General features: G+C 44.0%; 19 protein-coding genes. 14 read left to right on the top strand and 5 right to left on the bottom strand.

Going from position 1 to position 21,598, the window contains the following annotated elements; genetic code table 11:
• Positions 1–169 precede the first annotated feature (169 nt).
• From Aso01_RS16065 to Aso01_RS13780, 11 genes are all read left to right on the top strand, one after another.
• The gene (locus Aso01_RS16065; RefSeq protein WP_004940579.1) at positions 170–409 is read left to right on the top strand and encodes a hypothetical protein; all 240 of its coding nucleotides are present in this window, start codon (positions 170–172) and stop codon (positions 407–409) included.
• A 586-nt stretch (positions 410–995) separates the two neighbouring features.
• Positions 996–2,720, top strand: coding sequence for an acetolactate synthase 3 large subunit (locus Aso01_RS13825; protein ID WP_004940576.1), 1,725 nt, complete (start codon positions 996–998; stop codon positions 2,718–2,720).
• A complete protein-coding gene (gene ilvN / locus Aso01_RS13820) occupies positions 2,720–3,211 on the top strand; it encodes an acetolactate synthase small subunit (protein WP_004940575.1) in 492 nt (163 codons plus the stop codon). The genes Aso01_RS13825 and ilvN overlap by 1 nt, the downstream gene beginning before the upstream one ends.
• Before the next feature lie 32 nt (positions 3,212–3,243).
• Entirely contained in the window at positions 3,244–4,260 is a 1,017-nt protein-coding gene (gene ilvC, locus Aso01_RS13815) for a ketol-acid reductoisomerase (protein ID WP_004940573.1), read from the top strand.
• A 278-nt stretch (positions 4,261–4,538) separates the two neighbouring features.
• A complete protein-coding gene (locus Aso01_RS13810) occupies positions 4,539–6,623 on the top strand; it encodes a bifunctional diguanylate cyclase/phosphodiesterase (RefSeq protein WP_004940572.1) in 2,085 nt (694 codons plus the stop codon).
• 175 nt (positions 6,624–6,798) lie between these two features.
• The gene (locus tag Aso01_RS13805; RefSeq protein WP_004940570.1) at positions 6,799–8,388 is read left to right on the top strand and encodes a peptide chain release factor 3; all 1,590 of its coding nucleotides are present in this window, start codon (positions 6,799–6,801) and stop codon (positions 8,386–8,388) included.
• 76 nt (positions 8,389–8,464) lie between these two features.
• Complete coding sequence (locus tag Aso01_RS13800) at positions 8,465–9,283, top strand: hypothetical protein (protein WP_004940568.1); 819 nt, start codon at positions 8,465–8,467, stop codon at positions 9,281–9,283.
• A gap of 92 nt (positions 9,284–9,375) precedes the next feature.
• Positions 9,376–10,296, top strand: a complete 921-nt coding sequence (locus Aso01_RS13795) for an RsiV family protein (RefSeq protein ID WP_004940566.1) — start codon at positions 9,376–9,378, stop codon at positions 10,294–10,296.
• Between the two features lie 17 nt (positions 10,297–10,313).
• Positions 10,314–11,132 carry a TatD family hydrolase gene (locus Aso01_RS13790; protein WP_004940565.1) on the top strand — a complete coding sequence of 273 codons (819 nt, stop codon included), beginning with the start codon at positions 10,314–10,316 and terminating at the stop codon, positions 11,130–11,132.
• A gap of 119 nt (positions 11,133–11,251) precedes the next feature.
• Complete coding sequence (acnA, locus tag Aso01_RS13785; protein WP_004940563.1) at positions 11,252–14,005, top strand: aconitate hydratase AcnA; 2,754 nt, start codon at positions 11,252–11,254, stop codon at positions 14,003–14,005.
• 124 nt (positions 14,006–14,129) lie between these two features.
• Complete coding sequence (locus Aso01_RS13780; RefSeq protein WP_004940562.1) at positions 14,130–14,915, top strand: tRNA threonylcarbamoyladenosine dehydratase; 786 nt, start codon at positions 14,130–14,132, stop codon at positions 14,913–14,915.
• A 14-nt stretch (positions 14,916–14,929) separates the two neighbouring features.
• Here Aso01_RS13780 and Aso01_RS13775 read toward each other — a convergent pair whose 3' ends face one another.
• The 4 genes from Aso01_RS13775 to Aso01_RS13760 form a co-directional block, all read right to left on the bottom strand.
• Positions 14,930–15,430, bottom strand: coding sequence for a hypothetical protein (locus Aso01_RS13775; RefSeq protein WP_004940560.1), 501 nt, complete (start codon positions 15,428–15,430; stop codon positions 14,930–14,932).
• A 267-nt stretch (positions 15,431–15,697) separates the two neighbouring features.
• Entirely contained in the window at positions 15,698–16,705 is a 1,008-nt protein-coding gene (dusA, locus tag Aso01_RS13770) for a tRNA dihydrouridine(20/20a) synthase DusA (protein ID WP_004940558.1), read from the bottom strand.
• Positions 16,706–16,796: 91 nt separating this feature from the next.
• Entirely contained in the window at positions 16,797–17,993 is a 1,197-nt protein-coding gene (locus Aso01_RS13765; protein WP_004940557.1) for an MFS transporter, read from the bottom strand.
• 14 nt (positions 17,994–18,007) lie between these two features.
• Entirely contained in the window at positions 18,008–18,427 is a 420-nt protein-coding gene (locus Aso01_RS13760) for a RidA family protein (protein WP_004940555.1), read from the bottom strand.
• Between the two features lie 65 nt (positions 18,428–18,492).
• Between Aso01_RS13760 and soxR the strand changes: the two genes are divergently transcribed.
• Entirely contained in the window at positions 18,493–18,978 is a 486-nt protein-coding gene (soxR, locus tag Aso01_RS13755; protein WP_004940553.1) for a redox-sensitive transcriptional activator SoxR, read from the top strand.
• Here the strand turns inward: soxR and Aso01_RS13750 are convergent.
• On the bottom strand, positions 18,975–19,901 hold the full coding sequence (locus Aso01_RS13750) for a DMT family transporter (protein ID WP_039910134.1): 927 nt from the start codon (positions 19,899–19,901) through the stop codon (positions 18,975–18,977). The genes soxR and Aso01_RS13750 overlap by 4 nt on opposite strands.
• Before the next feature lie 234 nt (positions 19,902–20,135).
• Between Aso01_RS13750 and Aso01_RS13745 the strand changes: the two genes are divergently transcribed.
• Together Aso01_RS13745 and Aso01_RS13740 are read left to right on the top strand one after the other, a co-directional pair.
• Positions 20,136–21,263 carry a Re/Si-specific NAD(P)(+) transhydrogenase subunit alpha gene (locus tag Aso01_RS13745; protein WP_004940550.1) on the top strand — a complete coding sequence of 376 codons (1,128 nt, stop codon included), beginning with the start codon at positions 20,136–20,138 and terminating at the stop codon, positions 21,261–21,263.
• An 11-nt stretch (positions 21,264–21,274) separates the two neighbouring features.
• A complete protein-coding gene (locus tag Aso01_RS13740; protein ID WP_004940548.1) occupies positions 21,275–21,589 on the top strand; it encodes a proton-translocating transhydrogenase family protein in 315 nt (104 codons plus the stop codon).
• The last annotated feature ends 9 nt before the right edge of the window (positions 21,590–21,598 follow it).

Raw genomic sequence — 21,598 nt, 5'->3', positions numbered from 1 at the left:
TGAAGTTAAAAAATATTGCTGCACAGCATAGCGCAAAACCCATAAAGAAGTGAATCATGTGGGCAGGTATTTTCAGGCAGATGCGTAAAAACTTGCAAAGCGATCTGAAAATAATTGAACAGGCCTCGTTTAAAAAGTGCTGCTTGACGCTGTGCGAGCCGGTGTTTTCATGTTGGGGTTGCTGCGATCAGTGATGTCGCGCTTTGATGATTCGCTAGAGATAGCAGGTGCGGTGGCTGGCGCACTGGCAGGGCTTGAATTACTCCCAAGTGATGATGTGGCTGTATTTGTAGTAGGTGTTGGCGGTGTCGTAGGGCTTGATGTAGCAGCAGAGGTGCTGGATGTTGAGCTGTACGTATCTACTTTGCCTTGCTTTTTTGCACCTTTGGGCGGTGGCGTTTTGGTGTAGTGGGTCGAACCTTGAGCATCGATCCACTTATAATAGCTTTGGGCGTAAAGCGTGTTAGTCGTAAAAGCAACGCTGCTAAGTAGCACTAGGGACATCATGATTGAAAGGTGATTTTGTTTTATTTTTTGCATTTCAGCGCACTCGACCATGCATCATATCGAGTATTAATAGCATATTTGATCGAGAGCGAAAATAAATCCTGTGCAGGAGATGATTGCGAAAACTGTTTAAAAATTATTCAGGTTTAAATTAATGCCAAAAAATGTACTTTAAAACTTGACTTTGTAGGTCGAAACATAAAAAATGCTTGCTTTAGTTTTATATGCATTTATTCGATCACCCTTCGACTAAATGACATGGTTTGCAATGGACATTTTCTCTAGCCGAGAAAATGATTTTGTCCAAGTGCTGTTTATCCCAACAGTTCTTCTACGATGCTGTAACAACTCAAACGGTTGTGAGCTCAGAAATTTTTCCTATTGCAGCAAAAACTTGGAACTATGTGTGCTATAACAATGCAGACAGTAAATGAATGAACACTATTTGTGCCTCCCATAAATAGTGATAAAGACTAGGGTGAATCACGTTGGAACTTTTATCTGGTGGTGAAATGCTCGTTCGCGCACTCGCGGATGAGGGCGTTGAGCACGTTTTTGGATACCCAGGCGGCGCAGTTTTACATATTTATGATGCGCTCTTTCAACAAGACAAAATCAATCACTATCTGGTACGCCACGAGCAAGCAGCTGGTCATATGGCTGATGCCTATTCGCGTGTAACCGGAAAAACTGGTGTTGTACTCGTCACGTCTGGCCCAGGGGCAACCAATACCGTAACTCCAATTGCAACTGCATATATGGACTCTATTCCGATGGTCATTCTATCGGGACAGGTTGCGTCACATCTTATTGGTGAAGATGCCTTTCAGGAAACAGACATGGTGGGAATTTCCCGTCCAATCGTCAAACACAGTTTCCAAGTCCGTCATGCAAGTGAAATTCCTGCAATTATTAAAAAAGCATTTTATATCGCTTCATCGGGTCGTCCTGGTCCGGTCGTGGTTGATATTCCAAAAGATGTGACTAATCCTGCTGAAAAATTTGCCTATGAATACCCAGAAAAGGTCAAGCTGCGTTCGTATCAGCCACCTTCTCGCGGCCATTCGGGTCAAATTCGTAAAGCTGTAGATGAGCTATTAACCGCTAAGCGTCCGGTGATTTACACCGGTGGTGGTGTGGTACAAGGCAATGCATCTGAATCGCTCCGAGAACTGGCACGTGTGCTGGGTTTCCCTGTAACCAATACCTTGATGGGCTTGGGTGCATTTCCGGGTGATGATCCGCAATTCTTGGGTATGCTTGGCATGCACGGTACCTATGAAGCCAATATGGCCATGCATAATGCCGATGTGATCTTGGCAATTGGTGCACGTTTTGATGACCGTGTGACCAATAATCCGGCCAAGTTCTGTTTAAATGCCAAAGTCATTCATATTGATATCGATCCGGCGGCCATCTCAAAAACCATCATGGCGCATATCCCGATTGTGGGTGCGGTACAGCCAGTTCTTCAGGAAATGCTGACACAGCTCAAGCAGCTGAATGTGTCGAAGCCAAACCCAGAAGCGATGGCAGAGTGGTGGGAGCAAATCAATGAGTGGCGTAAAGTTCACGGATTGAAATATCAAGCCGCGCAAAACGGTGAAATGAAGCCACAGCAGGTGGTCGAGGCGCTTTATAAAGCGACTGATGGTGAAGCGATTATCACCTCAGACGTTGGGCAGCATCAGATGTTTGGCGCACTGTATTACAAGTACAAGCGTCCGCGTCAGTGGATCAACTCGGGTGGTCTTGGCACCATGGGCGTTGGCTTGCCGTATGCGATGGCAGCCAAACTGGCTTGTCCTGATCAGCACGTGGTGTGTATTACAGGCGAAGCATCGATCCAGATGTGTATTCAGGAACTTTCGACCTGTAAGCAATATGGCTTAAACGTGAAGATTCTGTGCCTCAATAACCGTGCCCTCGGGATGGTTAAACAGTGGCAGGATATGAACTATGAAGGCCGTCATTCAAGCTCTTATGTCGAGTCTTTACCTGACTTTGCCAAGCTGATGGACGCCTATGGTCATGTTGGTATTCAGATTGATCATGCCGATGAGTTAGAGTCTAAGCTTGCAGAGGCCATGGCCATCAATGATAAATGTGTGTTTATCAATGTCATGGTTGATCGTACTGAACACGTTTATCCAATGTTGGTTGCGGGTCAGTCGATGCGTGATATGTGGATTTCTAAAGGGGAGCGCATTTAATGAGACACATTATTTCGGTACTCGTTGAGAACGAAGCTGGTGCGCTTTCACGTCTAGTCGGGCTATTTAGTCAACGTGGCTACAACATTGAAACCTTGAATGTTGCACCAACAGAAGATGCGACCTTGTCGCGTTTAACCCTGACCACCTATGGTGATGATCACAAAATCGAACAGATCACCAAGCAGCTAAATAAGCTGGTTGAAGTGGTCAAAGTGGTTGATCTTTCAGAAGGTGCACATATTGAGCGTGAGCTGATGTTGATCAAGGTTAAAGCCTTGGGTTCAGCACGTGCGGAAATCAAGCGTACAGCGGATATCTTCCGCGCCGCAATTGTCGACGTGACACCGACCACGTATACCATCCAGATCGCAGGGACGACAGATAAGCTCGATGGATTTATTGATGCCTTAGCTGAAAATACCATTTTAGAAGTGGTTCGCTCAGGTGTCTCGGGTATCGCGCGTGGCGAAAAAGTATTAAGTATTTAAACCAAATTAACGTATTTTAGCGGAGAAAACAGATGCAAATTTTTTACGATAAAGATTGTGACTTATCAATCATCCAAGGCAAAAAAGTAGCAATTATTGGTTACGGTTCACAAGGTCACGCGCATGCGCTAAACCTAAAAGATTCTGGTGTAGACGTGACTGTTGGTCTGCGTGCAAATTCAGCATCTTGGAAAAAAGCTGAAAATGCTGGCTTAAAAGTTGCAGAAGTGCCTGAAGCTGTGAAACAAGCTGACTTGGTGATGATTTTGACTCCGGACGAGTTCCAGTCACAACTTTACCGTGATGTGATTGAGCCAAACATCAAAGAAGGTGCAACTTTAGCATTTGCACACGGTTTCTCTGTTCTTTACAACCAAGTTGTTCCACGTAAAGATCTTGACGTGATCATGGTTGCACCAAAAGCACCAGGCCATACAGTTCGTTCTGAATTTCAGCGCGGTTCAGGTGTGCCTGATTTGATCGCAATTCATCAAGATGCTTCAGGTAATGCACGTAACGTTGCATTGTCTTATGCCTCTGGTGTTGGTGGTGGCCGTACCGGTATTATCGAAACTTCATTCCGTGAAGAAACTGAAACTGACTTGTTCGGTGAGCAAGCTGTACTTTGCGGTGGTGCGGTTGAACTGGTTAAAATGGGCTTCGAAACTTTGGTTGAAGCGGGTTATTCACCAGAAATGGCATACTTCGAATGCTTGCACGAACTTAAGTTAATTGTAGACTTGATGTTCGAAGGCGGTATTGCGGACATGAACTACTCGGTATCAAACAATGCGGAGTATGGCGAATACGTAACTGGCGTTGAAGTGATCAACGAACAGTCTCGCGAAGCGATGCGTAATGCACTTAAACGTATTCAATCTGGCGAATACGCGAAAATGTTCATTCAGGAAGGTGCGTTGAACTATCCTTCTATGACTGCACGTCGCCGTCAAAATGCTGCACACGGTATTGAAGTAACAGGTGCGAAATTACGTGCAATGATGCCGTGGATTCAAGCCAACAAAATCGTAGACAAAGAGAAAAACTAATTTTTCTTTTTGGTAAAAAAATCCCGTCTTGAGACGGGATTTTTTTTACCTTTTTAATTAGATAATGTGAATTGATTCATAATAATAATTAAATAACGTGTTTTATTTCATTGATTTTTAAAATAAAAAAAGGTGGATTTACGAATAGTAAAGAAGCGCTTTAATGTTAGAATCATAAGTGATCGTGTGGGTCGGATTAACAATAATAATGATGCGTTGTTGTTGCCTAACACTCTAAAAACAGCAAGCAGTTTAATAAATAATCATGGAAGTCCTTTATGGAACATGTTGATTACGACAGTACCATTGTCATCGGTTCTATTGTTCTGGCGGTGATAATCTGCTTTGTCGCAATCTCTTTGCAACAATTAATTTTTAAAAAACGTTATTTACCTTATGAAAAGATCATTATGCTGGGCTCTGGTCTGGTCCTTGGTCTTGCGATCTGGGCCATGCATTTTGTCGGTATGCTGGCTTGCCATTTACCCAAACCATATTATTTTGATCCGAGTTTAACGCTGGTTTCTTATCTGATTGCTTTTGTGGCATCGACCTTTGCAATCTGGTTAATTACTCGTGAAACCCTGCCGATTGCACGTCTGGTGATTGGTTCGGTGCTTATGGGCTTAGGCATTTCCGGTATGCATTATACTGGCATGATGGGACTGATACTCGAACATTACACCATCGACTATGATCCGTTATTGGTGGTGTTTTCTGTATTGATCGCGATTAGCGGATCAGGACTTGCCTTTTTATTGATCTTTAAATATAAAAACGCGCAAAAAAATAAAGTGTACCTGCAACTTGCTGCCGCAACCACCTTGGCACTTGCGATTGTCGGTTTGCATTATACCGGCATGACTGCCACGATGTTTATCGATAAAGGTTTGACTAGCGGCACTGCGCTGAATCAGACCAGTCATGACTTGCTGTTATTTACGATTATTTTTATTACCAGTTTGGTATTGGTGGCGGGTTATTGCGTGGCCGTGTTGGAGTTGCGTCTTGAAGAGCGTAATAAGGCATTGCTTAAACTCAACCGCGAACTGGCCAATTTAGCTGTACATGATAATTTAACTAAATTGCCCAATCGTTTGTTTTTGATGGACTATGTTAAAGACCGATTTGCAGACCCGCACCAGCAACATGAAAAAATTGCATTTTTATATCTGGATCTAGATCGCTTTAAGTCGATCAATGATGCATTTGGCCACCATGTGGGTGATCAATTACTGATTCAGGTGGCCAATCGCATTCAAGAGCAGCTCGATGAAAATGGGAAGTTGCTCAGGATTGGAGGTGATGAGTTCCTACTGATTATCGAAAATAAAACAACCCGCCAAGTTGCAAAAATCGCAGAAGATGTTCTCAAACATTTGCAAGAAACCTACCAGATCACCAGTAAAGAAATTAATATCTCGGGCAGTATTGGGATTGCGATTTATCCAGAACATGGTCACAACATGCAAGATTTGCTCATTAATGCCGATATCGCCATGGTCATGGCCAAAGATCAAGGCCGGAATACCTACTCGATTTTTAACTATTCGAGTGAGCAAAATGAAACACGCAGTCAATCCAAGTTAATTAATGACCTGTATAAGGCTGTTGAAGAAAAACAATTTGTGTTGTTCTATCAGCCCAAATATGACACCACGCTTAAAATTTGTGGTGTTGAAGCATTGATTCGATGGCAGCATCCTAGTTTTGGACTGCTTAGCCCGCATATGTTTATCGATGGTGCTGAAAAAACTGGCTTGATTGTTCCGATGGGTTACTGGGCACTCGAGCAAGCCTGTAAGCAAATTCAAGAATGGGAAACACAAGGTACAGCGTTATATCCAATTGCAGTCAATTTATCGGCCATTCAGTTTGAAAATAAACATCTGGTCAAGACACTAGAAGACTTGATCAAAAAATACCGCATCCGGCCCAATCACCTGACGATCGAGATTACCGAGTCAACCGCGATGCGGCATATCGACTTGAGTATTTCGACCTTTGAGCAACTTCGTGCATTGGGAATCCGAATTGCGATTGACGACTTTGGCACGGGCCATTCGAGTTTTCTATACTTAAAAGATTTGCCAGTAGATGAATTAAAGATTGACCGTGGATTTATTATTCATTTGACTAATGGTTCCAAAGAAGAGGTCATTTTGGACAGTATTATTCATCTGGCGACAAAACTCGGGTTGTATGTGACAGCAGAAGGCGTTGAAACTCAGTTACAGGCCGACATTCTAATTCGACTCGGCTGTCATCAGTTACAAGGTTATTTGCTGGGCAGACCTATGCCTGTAGCGCAGTTAATCTCTCAAGTGGCAACAGCCGATTTTCAGACAGTTCATTCATTGTAGTGCGCATGCAATACCTTATGGATGGATTCTTCTGTGGATAACCTAGAAGATATCAACAAGCATTAAATTAGCTGCCAAATCTGCTACAATTGCGACAATTTCGAATTCCCACATTTCAGTCTTGTGCCGGACGTACGTTTGATGGCCTGCTGAATTTAGATTGAAGACATCTTTCATGTTTAAAGAACAACTTGCGCGTGAAGTAAACGCACGACGTACTTTTGCAATTATTTCCCACCCCGATGCGGGTAAAACCACCATGACAGAGAAGCTGCTGTTATGGGGTAAGGCCATTCAGGTGGCGGGTATGGTCAAAAGCCGTAAATCAGATCGCTCTGCAACCTCCGACTGGATGGAAATGGAAAAAGAGCGTGGTATCTCGATTACCACCTCGGTGATGCAATTCCCATTTAAGCAGCACACCATTAACCTTTTGGATACACCGGGACACGAAGATTTCTCCGAAGACACCTACCGTACTCTAACGGCTGTCGACTCGGCGCTGATGGTAATTGACGGTGCCAAAGGGGTTGAGGAACGAACCATTAAACTGATGGAAGTGTGTCGTATGCGCGATACGCCAATCATTTCGTTTGTCAACAAAATGGACCGTGAAATTCGCGAACCGCTTGAGCTACTCGATGAAATTGAAAGCGTTTTAAATATCCGCTGTGTACCGATCACATGGCCACTGGGTATGGGACGCGACTTTGCAGGTGTATATAACCTGCTTGAAGACAAGCTTTATGTGTACAAAACGGGCTTTGGTTCGACTATTACCGATATTGAAATTCGTGATGGCTATGATCACGCCGATATCCGTGAAAAAGTGGGTGAGCTGGCTTGGGCCTCTTTTGAGGAGTCTCTGGAGCTGGTACAAATGGCCAACGAACCGTTAGACCGTGAGCTGTTCTTGCAAGGTAAACAAACACCTGTACTGTTTGGTACCGCACTTGGCAACTTTGGAGTCGATCATGTTTTGGATGCCTTTATTCAGTGGGCACCAGAACCAAAAGCACATCCCACCCAAGAGCGTACCGTCGAGGCGACTGAAGAAGGATTCAGTGGCTTTGTATTTAAGATTCAGGCCAATATGGATCCGAAACATCGTGACCGGATTGCCTTTATGCGAATTTGTTCGGGCAAGTATGAAAAAGGCTTGAAAATGAATCATGTGCGCTTAGGTAAAGACGTGCGGATTTCAGATGCACTAACCTTCTTGGCAGGTGAACGTGAGCATTTGGAAGAGGCTTGGCCGGGCGATATTATTGGTTTGCACAACCATGGTACCATCCAGATTGGGGATACCTTTACCAGTGGTGAAAAACTGCATTTTACCGGTATTCCGCACTTTGCGCCTGAAATGTTCCGCCGTGTACGTCTTAAAGATCCGCTTAAATCTAAGCAGTTGCAAAAAGGCTTAAAAGAGCTGTCAGAAGAAGGCGCAACGCAGGTCTTTATGCCACAAATCAGTAATGATCTGATTGTTGGGGCAGTAGGGGTGCTACAGTTTGATGTGGTGGCATATCGCTTAAAAGAAGAATACAAAGTCGATTGTATTTACGAGCCGATCAGCGTGAACACCGTGCGTTGGGTGCATTGCGATGATGAAAAGATTTTTAATGAATTCAAGAAAAAAGCTCACGATCAACTTTCGGTCGATGGTGGTGGACACTTAACTTATTTGGCACCAAGTCGGGTCAATCTGCAACTGATGCAGGAACGCTGGCCTGATATCCAGTTCCGAAATACACGAGAACACTAAATAATGTAAAAAACAGCGTCTAAACAGGCGCTGTTTTTTCTTTTAGAGTACAGCTTTGGGTTTGCAGGATTCGCATATGCGTCGATACATCTGGCTGTTAGGTCTCTGTTTGTGCATCATTGCCGCACTGTGTATATGGTTGTGGTTTGCTGCTGCACCAAAACCGCCAGCAGTTCCAGCGAAGACGCCAAGCAAAACAATACAAGTGGCTCCAATACAGAGTCAGTCTACTGCACTTCAGGTGCCAAAGCCTGAGTGTTCGTCTTCATCGACCTGTGCCCGTTTGGATGTTCAAACGCTGAAGACCAATGATCCATGGCTGAAACAATGGATTGATCTACAGATTGCAGAAGTGATCAATGAGCAACTCAAGAAAAAAATCACGCCGCCCACTCTGGATGCAGTGTTAAAGCAATATCTGAAACAATCTAAACAATGGCAAGCACAATACTCACGCAATCGACCGTATGAACTCAAGGTAAGTAGTGCGATCGCTTATCAAAAAAACCAGTATGTGCTGTTACAAATTGGACTCAATGCCAAACAGGAAGAAATTACCATAAAGAATCGTTATTACTTTATGGTGGCCGATCGTAAAAGCAAACGTATGATTGCTGTGAATGATATTCTTAACCCGAAACAGCAAGCACAATTTGAGCAATGGGTACAGACAGCCTACAAAAAATGGCGTAGCCAGCAGCCGAAAGACATACAAAAAGAAGCACCGAAACAGCTCGACTGGCGTAAAGCCGATTTGTTCTTTGATCAGGAGGGCATTGGTTTGCACTATCGTGCCAGCGAGATTTCAGAACACGCCGATCAGTTTGATCTGTATTTTACTGCACAGCAAACCAAGACGGTATTGAATCCAGCTATTTATCGAGATATGTTTTAACTCTGTATAGATATTTTAAGTAATGCTGGTCAAAGCGCAGTGGCTTGGATTAGCATCATCATATATGTAAATAAATGTGTAAGGCATTGCGTATGTTGCGATTTCAGAAGAATGCATGGATAGCCATTTTGGGAAGCACACTGGCTCTGGCGGCTTGTCAGCCTAAGCAAGCAGCAGAAGACGCTGCAAAAGCAGCATCGGCCACCGATTCATCCACTCAGGCACAGGCCTTGGCCATCGAAGGAAAAACGGTAAAACTGAATGCAGATTTACCAGAATGTGACGGCAATAATTGTCCAGAATTCGAGATCGAACGCCTGCAAAGTAATATGCCATGGATCGACCAACAGATTGATGCAGAAATTTTAAATAATTTGGCGCGTATTCTTGAAATATCCAAGTCGGTCAAAACTGGTGATAGCGCGGCAAAGCTTGAAACCGGCGCTGCCAGTGCTGCAATGGGCGCGCAACCAGAGCAAATTACCCTTGAACAGCAAATTAAACCCTATGTGCGTTCATTTGTTGCTTTAGACAACGAAATGAAAACCTTAAGTGCGAATCATCAGTTGAATCTGATGATCAAGCCCTCAATTTTAAAATCGCAGCAACCAGTCGCCACAATTGTACTCAATACCAGTAGTTACTTGGGGGGAGCTCATGGCTCAGCCATGCAAGAATATTATAATTTCGATTTAAAACAGCAGAAACGACTGCATTTGAATGACTTACTGTTAGCCAAGCAAAAAGTAGCGCTAGAAAAGTTAGCTCACGAGGCCTTTAAAGCTTGGGTGATTGAATCGAAGCTCGCGACATCGGTAGACGAATATGAGCAGGCGTGGAAATTCAAGCTTTCGGATAATTTCTTACTCGGCGATGATGGACTTATTTTGCAATACGGCGAATATGAAATTGGCCCATATGCGGTTGGTTTACCGCGCTTGGTGATTCCATACTCACAACTCGGCGGTATTTTGAAACCCGAATATTTACCTCAAGCCAAAGGACAGCGTTAATACAAGGATATTTTTAGATGCATCGCCTGTTTGATACGCACACGCATTTTGACGTTCCGGATTTTGATCCGGATCGCGTGGAGCTGGCTTATCGGGCGAAGGAACGTGGTGTTGAGGCATTGGTTCTGATTGGTTTTGTGGCTTCGCGCTTCGATGATCTATGCTGTGTACATGATCAAATCAATCAGCTCGATCAGGCGCCTCAAAGTTATCTGGCACCCGGTTTGCATCCATTTTATATCAAAGAACATACCGATACAGATCTGCATCGGCTTGAGCAATTGCTGAAACGGCGCCCCTGTGTGGCAGTCGGTGAAATTGGCCTTGATACCTTTTTAGGCGAGCACAAGCAACCTGAAATATTCACTCAACAGCGTGCTTATTTTTCTGCGCAGCTCGACTTGGCAACGCAATATGACAAACCCGTTTTATTGCATATCCGTAAAGCCCATGCCGATGTGATCCAACTGCTCAAACAGCACAAATTTAGACACGGCGGTATTGCACATGCCTTTAGTGGCGGTGTGGAGGAAGCCAAAGCGCTCATTAAACTTGGTTTTAAACTAGGCGTTACTGGACAAATCACCAATCCAAACGCAAAAAAACTGCATCAAGTGGTTCAGGCTGTTGGTGCAGAGCACTTGGTGCTGGAGACCGATTGCCCCGATATGACCCCGTTATGCTGTCAGCAGTCCAATCAGACACGTACACGAAATACACCCGTTAATTTACCTTATGTATTAGAAGGACTGGCGACATCACTCGGTTTGTCAGTAGATGAGTTGGCGCCGGTCATGTGGCAAAATGCACTGGACGCGCTACGATTAAATCAATAAAAAACAACATCCTTAAAAACAATAACCAAAACTGAACACTGTGTGTCCAAATCTGGCATACAGTAGAAAAACATCAAACAAAATCTTTAAAAACAAATAGCCAACCGGAGGATGACCGCATGGCCAGCTATAGTAAAATCAACAGTTTTAATGCATTAAAAACATTAAAAGTTTCAGGTCGTAATTACCAAATTTTTAGTCTGGCGCAGGCAGAAAAACAATTGGGTGATCTTGCGCAGTTGCCAAAATCGCTAAAAGTACTGCTTGAAAACCTACTTCGCTTTGAAGATAACCACACCGTAACGCAAGCCCATATTCAGGCACTTGTGGATTGGCAAAAAACGAAAACCTCTGAGCAGGAGATTCAATATCGACCTGCACGGGTACTCATGCAGGACTTTACTGGTGTTCCGGCTGTCGTCGATTTGGCTGCGATGCGTGCAGCGATGGCCAAGGCAGGAGGTGATCCAGAAAAAATTAATCCGCTTTCACCAGTCGATCTGGTCATTGATCACTCGGTAATGGTCGATCATTTTGCCACAGACGATGCGTTTGAAGAAAATGTTGAAATTGAGATGCAACGCAACGGCGAACGCTATCAATTTTTACGCTGGGGACAATCGGCCTTTAATAATTTCAGCGTTGTACCGCCAGGTACGGGTATTTGTCATCAGGTAAACCTTGAATATCTGGCGCAGGCAGTATGGACCAATGCAGAACAAGGGCACACCTATGCCTTTCCAGATACATTGGTCGGAACCGACTCGCATACTACCATGATCAATGGTTTAGGCGTATTAGGCTGGGGCGTAGGCGGAATTGAAGCTGAAGCAGCCATGTTGGGACAACCCATTTCCATGCTCATTCCAGAAGTGATTGGTTTCAAGCTGACTGGTAAACTCAAAGAAGGTATTACCGCAACCGACCTTGTATTGACTGTCACGCAAATGCTGCGCCAGAAAGGTGTGGTGGGTAAGTTTGTGGAATTTTATGGTGATGGACTGGCAGATTTACCACTTGCAGACCGTGCTACGATTGCCAATATGGCGCCAGAATACGGTGCGACCTGTGGATTCTTCCCAGTCGATGAGATTACCCTTGAATACATGCGTTTGACAGGCCGCGATCCAGAGCGGATTGCACTGGTCGAGGATTACAGCAAAGAGCAGGGATTATGGCGTCACACTGGCGATGAGCCTGTATTTACCGATACGCTAACACTTGATATGGCCAGTGTTGAGGCGAGTTTGGCTGGCCCAAAACGTCCGCAAGACCGAGTGGTATTGTCAAAAGTTCCAGCAGCATTTCAAGCCGCTGTCGAGTTGAACTTACAACCAGCCAAACCTGAAAAACAGCGCCTAGAAAATGAAGGCGGTGGTACAGCGGTAGATGTTGAAGAAAGTCATCATGAATCCGATAAGCCGCATTTTGAACTCGATGGACAGCGTTATGATCTTCATCATGGCGATGTGGTCATTTCTGCCATTACCTCATGTACCAATACCTCTAACCCAAGCGTAATGCTCGCGGCAGGTTTGTTAGCGAAAAAAGCCATTGAAAAAGGCCTACAACGTAAACCTTGGGTGAAAAGTTCACTGGCACCGGGCTCAAAAGTCGTCACCGAATATTTGGCAGCTGCCGGACTCACACCTTATCTTGACCAGCTTGGCTACAATCTGGTGGGTTATGGCTGTACAACCTGCATTGGGAACTCAGGACCCTTACCCGATCCAATTGAAGCGGCCATTCAGAAGTATGATCTAAATGTAGCCTCGGTACTATCGGGTAACCGAAACTTTGAAGGTCGTGTCCATCCGCTGGTGAAAACCAACTGGCTTGCCTCACCACCTTTGGTTGTGGCTTATGGGCTGGCTGGTACCATTCGCAAAGATTTAACCGCCGAGCCTTTAGGTCAGGGCAAAAATGGTGAAGATATTTACCTCAAAGACATTTGGCCAAGCAGTGCAGAAATTGCAGCAGTATTGCAAAAAGTCGATACCGAGATGTTCCACAAGGAATACGCAGATGTTTTTGAAGGGGATGAAAGTTGGCAATCAATTCAAATTCCACACAGTAAAACCTATGAGTGGGCCGATGATTCAACTTATATTCAGCATCCTCCATTTTTTGAAAAAATCGATCAGCCACCTGAGCCGATTCAGAATATTGAGCATGCACGTATTTTGGCCGTGCTAGGCGATTCGGTCACCACAGATCATATTTCACCTGCTGGTAATATCAAGAAAGACAGCCCTGCTGGTCGCTACCTCCAAGAAAATGGCATTGAACCTAAAGATTTTAACTCCTACGGTTCACGACGCGGCAATCATGAAGTCATGATGCGCGGTACTTTTGCTAATATCCGTATCAAAAATGAAATGCTGGGAGGCGAAGAGGGCGGTAACACCTTGCATATTCCGAGCGGTGAAAAACTCGCGATCTATGATGCTGCCATGCGTTATGCCGAGGAACACACGCCACTGGTGATTGTGGCAGGTAAAGAGTACGGCACGGGCTCCTCTCGTGACTGGGCTGCTAAAGGCACCAATTTACTGGGTGTAAAAGCAGTCATTGCCGAAAGCTTTGAGCGTATTCACCGTTCTAATCTGGTTGGAATGGGGGTTTTGCCGTTACAGTTTGTCGATGGTCAAACACGACAATCTTTAAATCTGACCGGTAAAGAAGAGCTGTCTATTTCTGGTTTATCAGACGAGATTCAGCCGCATCAACAGCTTGACGTGAGTGTGACGCGTGAAGATGGATCGACTGAGAGCTTCAAAGTACTCTGTCGTATCGATACACTGAACGAAGTTGAGTACTTTAAAGCTGGCGGTATTTTGCATTATGTACTGCGCAATCTGATTGCAGCTTAAACACACTTTAGTTCACTTTTTAAAGGCCTTTGTTATGATGACAAAGGCCTTTACTGTTGGGCTAACAATCGGCAGCTAAAACCAGTAAAATATGCCGTCTTTAAAATGAACTGATTTGAGCCGTATGACCGACTTCCACGACGATGAATATGAACGCCGTTTTGCAGGCGTTGCCAAAATTTATGGTGATGAAGCATTTCATCATTATGAACAAAGTCATGTCATGGTCATTGGAATTGGTGGTGTGGGCAGTTGGGCGGTTGAAGCCTTGGCGCGCACGGGAATTGCTCAATTAACGTTGGTCGATATGGATGTGCTGGCTGCATCGAATATTAACCGTCAGTTGCCTGCATTATCATCGACCTTGGGGCAAGAAAAAGCAGCGATCATGGCAGAGCGTTGCCGTCAGATCAACCCGCGAATTCAGGTCAATGTGATTGATGATTTTTTATCGGCCGATAATGTTGCAGATATATTGGCTGATCAACCCGATGTGGTGCTGGATTGTATTGATGATGTCAAAGCCAAACTTGCACTGATGCTGCACTGTCGTTTCAATAAGATTTCGTTAATTGTGTCTGGTGGAGCAGGTGGAAAACTGGATCCGCTTAAAATTCGCGTTGCAGATTTGTCTAAAACCGAACAAGACCCGATGCTGGCCAAGTTAAGAAGTCAGTTGCGGGCCAAAGGCATTTGTAAAAAGCCCAAAGAGAAGTTTGGCATTACCTGTATTTATTCGATTGATAATCCATTTTCCAGTGCAGAGGTGTGCGCAGCGGCGGGATTACGCTGCGGCGGATATGGCTCTGCGGTGGTCGTGACATCAAGCTTTGCCATGGTCGCCGTGGCAGAAGTGCTTAAAAAGCTCGATCTGAAAAATCACAAAATCAAACAGCACGCACAAATTTAGACAAATAATCCGCTTTAATTGTCGTCGTCTGCGCCTGGTCTAAAATAACTGTAGCTCACGTCATCATCGCGATATACGTTGTAGCTCGGTTGTTTGTAGTCAGAAATCCACTGGCTGCCACTATAACCTGCGATATGACCATATACATGGTTTTTGGTGCGCTTAATAATATAAATATCGCCGACTTTTGGGTGGTCAAATGCAGGTTGAATTTGGCGATAGCCAATTTTCTTTAACGTATCTCCCCAGTCCGAAGCAGCGACAGGATGGCTCTGGATCTTTGCGCCCGCAGATTCTAGGGCAATACGAACCATCTTGGCGCATTTTGCCGTGCTGGTAAATCCACTCATTGTTTGTAATTTTGAGACAAATTTATGCACATCAATCTGACTACGTCCTGCTTTTTCAGAGGAAAAAGAAAACGGACCAGATGACCGGCTTGAAGATTCAATAATTGTTCTTTCTGTTGTGCTTTGCGTTGGATAATAATCGGCAGCTTGTCCGTCATAAATCATGGTTGAACTTCATCCCTACGTTTTTTAAGTCGCTGTGCAAATGATGTAATTTCCTGACCGGCTCATCCTACAGGTCGAACCTTAAAGAATTTTTTAAGCTATGTAATAATATTTCACAAAGTGATTATTTTTAAATCAGTTGCACGTTAAATCAGACGCTTAGTGCTGTGAAAAAAAAGATGAATGAAGATTTTTTAGACAATTGTTTGTACGAAGCACATAAAGAAGTGCCATGACGAAAACCGTAAGTCATGGCACTATTTTGATTTAAACACTTTGCTCAATACTGACCGTATCGCGACGGCTTAAGCTTTCTGCCATCTGATGCAGTGCCCGATCGATATCATGCAGAGTTTTGGCGTTTCCACCACTTAATGCTTGTCGCCATTTACGTGCACCCGGCAAGTTCTGGAACAGGCCTAAAATGTGGCGCGTGATAATTGACAGTGGTGCACCTTCAGTCAATCGTTGTTCGATATATGGGAGCATTTTGTGCATGATTTCAAATCGATCTGGAGGCGTCAGGTTCCACAACTGCCCGAGTTCTGCCAGTAGGTAAGGATTATGATACGCTTCGCGACCAATCATCACGCCATCAACATGTCGTAAATGCTGCTGTGTTTCTGCAACGCTTTTAATGCCACCATTGATTTCGATAAAGAGATTTGGGCGTTCTTGTTTGAGTCGATAAACATCTTCGTAGCGTAGCGGCGGAATTTCACGGTTTTCTTTAGGCGATAACCCTTTAAGTATGGCAATTCTGGCATGGACAACAAAATGGCGGCAGCCAGTCTTTGCCACGGTATCTACAAAATTCAGCATTTCATCGTAAGACTGCATGTCATCAATGCCAATACGATGCTTAACGTGTACAGGAATATCAACGACCTGTTGCATTTGTGCAATACATTCGGCCACGAGATCGGGTTCTGCCATCAGACATGCGCCAATTTTATTGTTTTGTACACGGTCACTTGGACAGCCAACATTGAGATTGACTTCATCATAGCCCCAATCTTGTGCCATTTTGGTACATTCGGCCAGATCTTTGGGATTGGAACCACCCAGTTGTAGCACAATAGGGTGTTCTTCATGACTATAATCGAGATGGCGTTTGGCATCACCAAATAAAATCGCGCCTGTCGTGACCATTTCGGTATACAACACCACATTCGGATTAAATAGGCGAGCAAAAAAGCGGTAGTCTTTGGTCGTCCAATCCATCATCGGGGCAACCGAAATACGGGGCTTTAACGTCTCTAGTGATGATTTCATGAAAACAGATCCAAACAATGAGTGTGCAACGAGGGCATAAATTATACGCGGTTTATGCTAAATCCCCAAATTGTGCAATTGGGGATGTTTCTCACGCCACATTGGGTTTTTTATTCCGATACAGCAAATAATCTAAAAGCGCAAAGAAGGTGGCAAAGACGGCCAGTGCCAAACCTGCCATGCAGGTATATATCCATCCACCATGATTCCATGCGTATGTACCAATCGCAGAACCTGTTGCAGCGCCACCAAAATATAGCGTCATATAAATGGCATTTAGGCGAGATTTGGCATTGGGACGAATTCGAAAAATAATATTTTGATTGCACGAATGCACAAATGCCAAACCGAGATTCGTCGTGGCAAAGCCAATTAAATACAGCCCCAATCCAGCTGAAGAAAAATAAAAGATCACCCAGCTTAAAATTAAGAAACCACAGCCCAGAAAAGTAAACAGCGTTCCGTAACCACGATCGGCATACTTCCCTACAAACTGAGAAGACAAAGCCCCAAATACTCCCACCAAACTCACCAAGCCAATCCACATATCTTGTAAATGAAAGGGTGCGGAAGACAGATACACGGCAATGGTCGAGAAAATCACACTCATCGAAGCAAATGCACCCGCGCCTGCATAGGCCCGAATCGATAAACGCTTTTCACTCACCAACAGTTCAGCCATCGATTTAAATACATCGCTGTATTTCATTCGAATGCGCATGGCATAAGGCAGTTCGGATTTTAGTTTAAAGGCTAAAATAAAGATGAGTACTGCACTAACCACATAAATCAGTTTCCAATGGACCAATTGCGACAGTAACCCTGACAAGCTGGTCGAAAGTAAAATGCCAACCAGCAATCCACTCATTAAGAATCCAACCACTTCGCCTATTTTTTCAGGCCGCACGGTCATGGTGGCAAACGGAATCAAGACTTGAGCTGCAACTGAAAACAGCCCCGTAATCACGGTTCCGATCCAGAGCATGGTTAAATTCACGGATGTAGCACAGATCAAAAGTCCTACACCAGCCAAGGCCATCAATAACGGAATGAATTTGGTTTTATTGACAATATCGCCCAGAGGCACAATCAAAAGTAGGCCAAAAGCATACGACATTTGCGCAAAGGTAACGGTTAACTGGGCTTGGGCTGTGGTAACCCCAAAGGCATGTTGAATCGAATTGATTAGTGGTTGGCAAAAGTAGTTTGCGCCCGCAGTCAGACCACATGCAAGCGCCATCAACCAAAGTAATTTTTTATTCTGGCTAATATCAGATGTTTCTTGCATAAAATTCTCTCATATCAATGGGTATACGCAGTTGCTTCAACTTCAAATTGCATATTCGGTAATGCCAGTCCTGTCACAGGAATAAGTGTGCAGGCTGGGAAATTCTGTTCAGGCCATAATGTCTGCATGATTTTAATCACGATCTTATGTTTGGTCGTATCATGATTCACAATCAACAGGCGTAACACTGCGATGTTAGTGATAGAGGCATTGATATGGTTAAGCGCTCGTTCGATATTGTGAAATGCTTGCCATACTTGTTCAGAAAAATCATGTGAAAATTCACCAGCATGATTTTCACCACCTTGACCTGCAATATGTAAGATTCGCTGAAAATTTCTAACTTCTACAACATGGTTATAAGCAAATGCTTGGGGATTATATAACGTTTCAGGGTTAATGATTTGAAAACAATGTTTAGATTTGAATGACATGAGAATATAAAGATGATTAAATTAAATGCTAGTATCAAAGCTCAAGTTAACTTGAGGTCAAGCGATTGAAGCAAGAAAATTTAGCACAACAATTCATCACGATTGGAGAGTTGGCTAAACGTAGTGGGGTAAGTGTCTCTACAATACGATTTTACGAAGAAAAACAATTGATCTGGAGTATTCGAACTAACGGCAATCAACGCCGATATGTGCGTTCGATGCTCAGACGTATCGCCATTATTAAAGTAGCGCAGTTGGTGGGTATCAGTCTTGAAGAGGTTAAACAAGCATTTTCGGTCTTACCTGATCGAAAAATGGCATCTAAACAAGATTGGGAAAAGATGTCTAATCTCTGGAAAAATCAACTCGAAGAGAAAATTCAGACCTTATTGCAGATTAGACAGCAACTGGACTGGTGTATTGGTTGTGGATGTTTATCGCTTGATCAATGTCCGCTACGTAATCCTGATGATTACTATGCGAGCCAGTCAAATGGAGCACATTTTCAGAAGATTCAATATCGCATTGAACCACTTGAAGCAGAAGATTAATGTTTTAATCGGCTTTTGCCTAAGCTAATCATTAAAACACCCACGATATTGAGCCCACATCCGATCCATTGCCAAAGATTTAAATGCTCATTGAGAAACAAGACAGCCAGTATAATGGTGAGAATGGGGCCAATTGAGGCAATCATGGCAGACTGTGAAGCCCCCAGGCGTTGAATACTTTGCATTAATAAAGCCGTTGGTAAAACGATAACGAAAAAACCAAGACCAATGCCATATAGCCAAACACCGGTTGGCAACTGCATGAGTGTGTCTATAGGGTGTGTAGTGCCAATGATAAAATGAAGCAGTGTGCCTACGCAGGCCACGCTCAGCGCCAAACCGTTAAAATTCCATGAACCAAATTTTTTAATAAGATGAGGGGTCAATAATAAATACGCTGCAAACGCGACGGCACTGGCAAATACGACGCTACAGCCGATCCACAGATTGCCCTGACTTGGTGCGATTTTGCCTTCTTGTAGCATGACCAGAACCGTTCCTCCATAACTCAAAAAAATGGCAAACCAAGTTTTTGCATTTAATTTTTGACGATAAATTAAACTTGAGGCCAAAACAGTGAGCGTGGGATACAAAAATAAAATAATGCGTTCAAGTGAAGCACTAATAAACATCAGCCCCACAAAGTCTAACCAGCTGGCGAAATAATAGCCCAATAGCCCAGCAAAAACTAAAATGAGCCAATCTTTTATATGAATGCCTTGATTATGATGCCGATTTAACCAGCAAATAAGTATAAAGAAGGGTAAAGCACTTCCCATTCGAAGCACCATTAAGGTGGTTGCATCAACCAAAGGAGAGAGGGCGTAAGCCTGTTTGATAAAAATGGCTTTGGTGCTGAATAAAAAAGCAGCAAAAATGGCACATAGGGATCCTGTTTGTACCGAATTCATTGAAAATTTCATCTAAAAAATAGCATCTTGAGTCGTTTTTTAATTTTTAGTCAAACTCTCCTATTTTATAGATTTAAGGTATAAAGGTGAATCATTAGTTCAAAATATAGGTATTTATTAAATAAATAGTGGGTGGTAATTTAAAAAAGTTCAATTAGAATCCAAAAAATGAACAAAACATAACCTGGGGGAGAACATCGTTTACTACGGTGTTTGTACTTAAGAAAATTAGCTTGAGGAATGCTCATGCAGATCGGAATCCCAACAGAAACGATCGCTGGTGAAAATCGTGTCGCAGCGACACCAGAGACAGTGAAAAAGTTGATCAGTGCTGGCCATCGCGTCTTGATTGAGCGTGGAGCAGGGGTAAGAGCCGCGTATATCGACAGCGCTTATGAACAGGTAGGCGCTACCATTACGGAAGATGTTTATTCGGGTAGTCAATTGATTTTGAAAGTTCGGGCACCTCAAGGTGACGAAATTCAAAAGTTAGCTGCACATACAACCGTTGTGGCGATGTTTGATCCATATCGAAATCCAGACCTAGATACCTTTGCCAGTCAAAACGTATCTGCATTTGCTCTAGAGTTGTTGCCACGTACATTGTCTCGTGCGCAAAACATGGACGTGTTGTCTTCTCAAGCCAACTTGGCGGGTTATAAGTCGGTTTTGCTGGCAGCAGCAGAATACCAGCGCATGTTCCCGATGCTCATGACCGCAGCAGGTACTGTAAAACCTGCACGTGTGGTGATTATGGGGGTTGGGGTGGCAGGCCTTCAGGCGATTGCCACAGCCAAACGCTTAGGGGCAGTGGTTGAAGCTACCGATTTACGCCCAACGGCTAAAGAGCAAGTCGAGTCGCTTGGGGGGAAGTGGTTAGATGTGCCGATGTCACCTGAAGAGCAAGCGCGTGCCGATGAAGCTGCTAAAAATGGATATGGCTGGACGCCGGGTGAGCAGTACATCAAGGATCAGGCAGCCATTGTCGATAAAGCAGTGTCCAATGCCAATATCGTCATTACGACTGCGCTATTACCGGGTCGAAATGCACCGCGTCTAATTAAAGCGGAAACCGTTGCCAAAATGAAACCGGGTTCAGTCATTTTGGATATGGCCGTCGAAACAGGCGGTAATGTTGAAGGCTCTAAAGTCGGCGAAACGGTATTCACCGAAAATGGTGTGAAGATTTTAGGTGTTCCAAATATTCCATCGACCTTGTCGACAGAAGCTTCAGCACTTTACGCACGTAATGTATTCAATTTTGTTGAAACACTGTTTGATCAAGACAAGAATTTTGCCATCAATCCAGAAGAAGAAATTCAAAAAGCCCTATTGGTCACTCATGGCGGTCATGTACTGCTCAAGCGTGGTTAAGGAGAATACTCATGGTTGAAACGATTACAATTTTCGTCCTTGCCATCTTCGTAGGTTATTACGTGGTATGGGGCGTTACGCCTGCATTGCACACACCGCTGATGGCGGTCACGAATGCATTGTCTTCCATTATCATCGTGGGGGCGATGATCCAAACCGTGGGTTTACCCATGATTGGTGTAGAAGGCAGTGTCGATTTTCAAAGCATCAATGTCGTGAGTGTATTGGGTGCTATTGCGGTGTTCTTGGCCAGTATTAACATTTTTGGTGGCTTCGCTGTAACAGCGCGCATGCTTGAAATGTTTAAGCCGAAGCAGAAAAAATAAGAGGACGAA

It is taken from the genome of Acinetobacter soli (assembly GCF_000760595.1).
Classification (GTDB): Bacteria; Pseudomonadota; Gammaproteobacteria; order Pseudomonadales; family Moraxellaceae; genus Acinetobacter; species Acinetobacter soli.
This window is presented reverse-complemented; position numbering and strand designations above follow the sequence as displayed.

Excerpts from the sequence above, each read along its gene's own strand:
- Aso01_RS16065 (WP_004940579.1), top strand. The coding sequence starts at position 170 with ATGTTGGGGTTGCTGCGATCAGTGATGTCGCGCTTTGATGATTCGCTA.
- ilvN (WP_004940575.1), top strand. The coding sequence starts at position 2,720 with ATGAGACACATTATTTCGGTACTCGTTGAGAACGAAGCTGGTGCGCTT.
- ilvC (WP_004940573.1), top strand. The coding sequence starts at position 3,244 with ATGCAAATTTTTTACGATAAAGATTGTGACTTATCAATCATCCAAGGC.
- Aso01_RS13810 (WP_004940572.1), top strand. The coding sequence starts at position 4,539 with ATGGAACATGTTGATTACGACAGTACCATTGTCATCGGTTCTATTGTT.
- Aso01_RS13805 (WP_004940570.1), top strand. The coding sequence starts at position 6,799 with ATGTTTAAAGAACAACTTGCGCGTGAAGTAAACGCACGACGTACTTTT.
- Aso01_RS13800 (WP_004940568.1), top strand. The coding sequence starts at position 8,465 with ATGCGTCGATACATCTGGCTGTTAGGTCTCTGTTTGTGCATCATTGCC.
- Aso01_RS13795 (WP_004940566.1), top strand. The coding sequence starts at position 9,376 with ATGTTGCGATTTCAGAAGAATGCATGGATAGCCATTTTGGGAAGCACA.
- Aso01_RS13790 (WP_004940565.1), top strand. The coding sequence starts at position 10,314 with ATGCATCGCCTGTTTGATACGCACACGCATTTTGACGTTCCGGATTTT.
- acnA (WP_004940563.1), top strand. The coding sequence starts at position 11,252 with ATGGCCAGCTATAGTAAAATCAACAGTTTTAATGCATTAAAAACATTA.
- Aso01_RS13780 (WP_004940562.1), top strand. The coding sequence starts at position 14,130 with ATGACCGACTTCCACGACGATGAATATGAACGCCGTTTTGCAGGCGTT.
- Aso01_RS13775 (WP_004940560.1), bottom strand. The coding sequence starts at position 15,430 with ATGATTTATGACGGACAAGCTGCCGATTATTATCCAACGCAAAGCACA.
- dusA (WP_004940558.1), bottom strand. The coding sequence starts at position 16,705 with ATGAAATCATCACTAGAGACGTTAAAGCCCCGTATTTCGGTTGCCCCG.
- Aso01_RS13765 (WP_004940557.1), bottom strand. The coding sequence starts at position 17,993 with ATGCAAGAAACATCTGATATTAGCCAGAATAAAAAATTACTTTGGTTG.
- Aso01_RS13760 (WP_004940555.1), bottom strand. The coding sequence starts at position 18,427 with ATGTCATTCAAATCTAAACATTGTTTTCAAATCATTAACCCTGAAACG.
- Aso01_RS13750 (WP_039910134.1), bottom strand. The coding sequence starts at position 19,901 with ATGAAATTTTCAATGAATTCGGTACAAACAGGATCCCTATGTGCCATT.
- Aso01_RS13745 (WP_004940550.1), top strand. The coding sequence starts at position 20,136 with ATGCAGATCGGAATCCCAACAGAAACGATCGCTGGTGAAAATCGTGTC.
- Aso01_RS13740 (WP_004940548.1), top strand. The coding sequence starts at position 21,275 with ATGGTTGAAACGATTACAATTTTCGTCCTTGCCATCTTCGTAGGTTAT.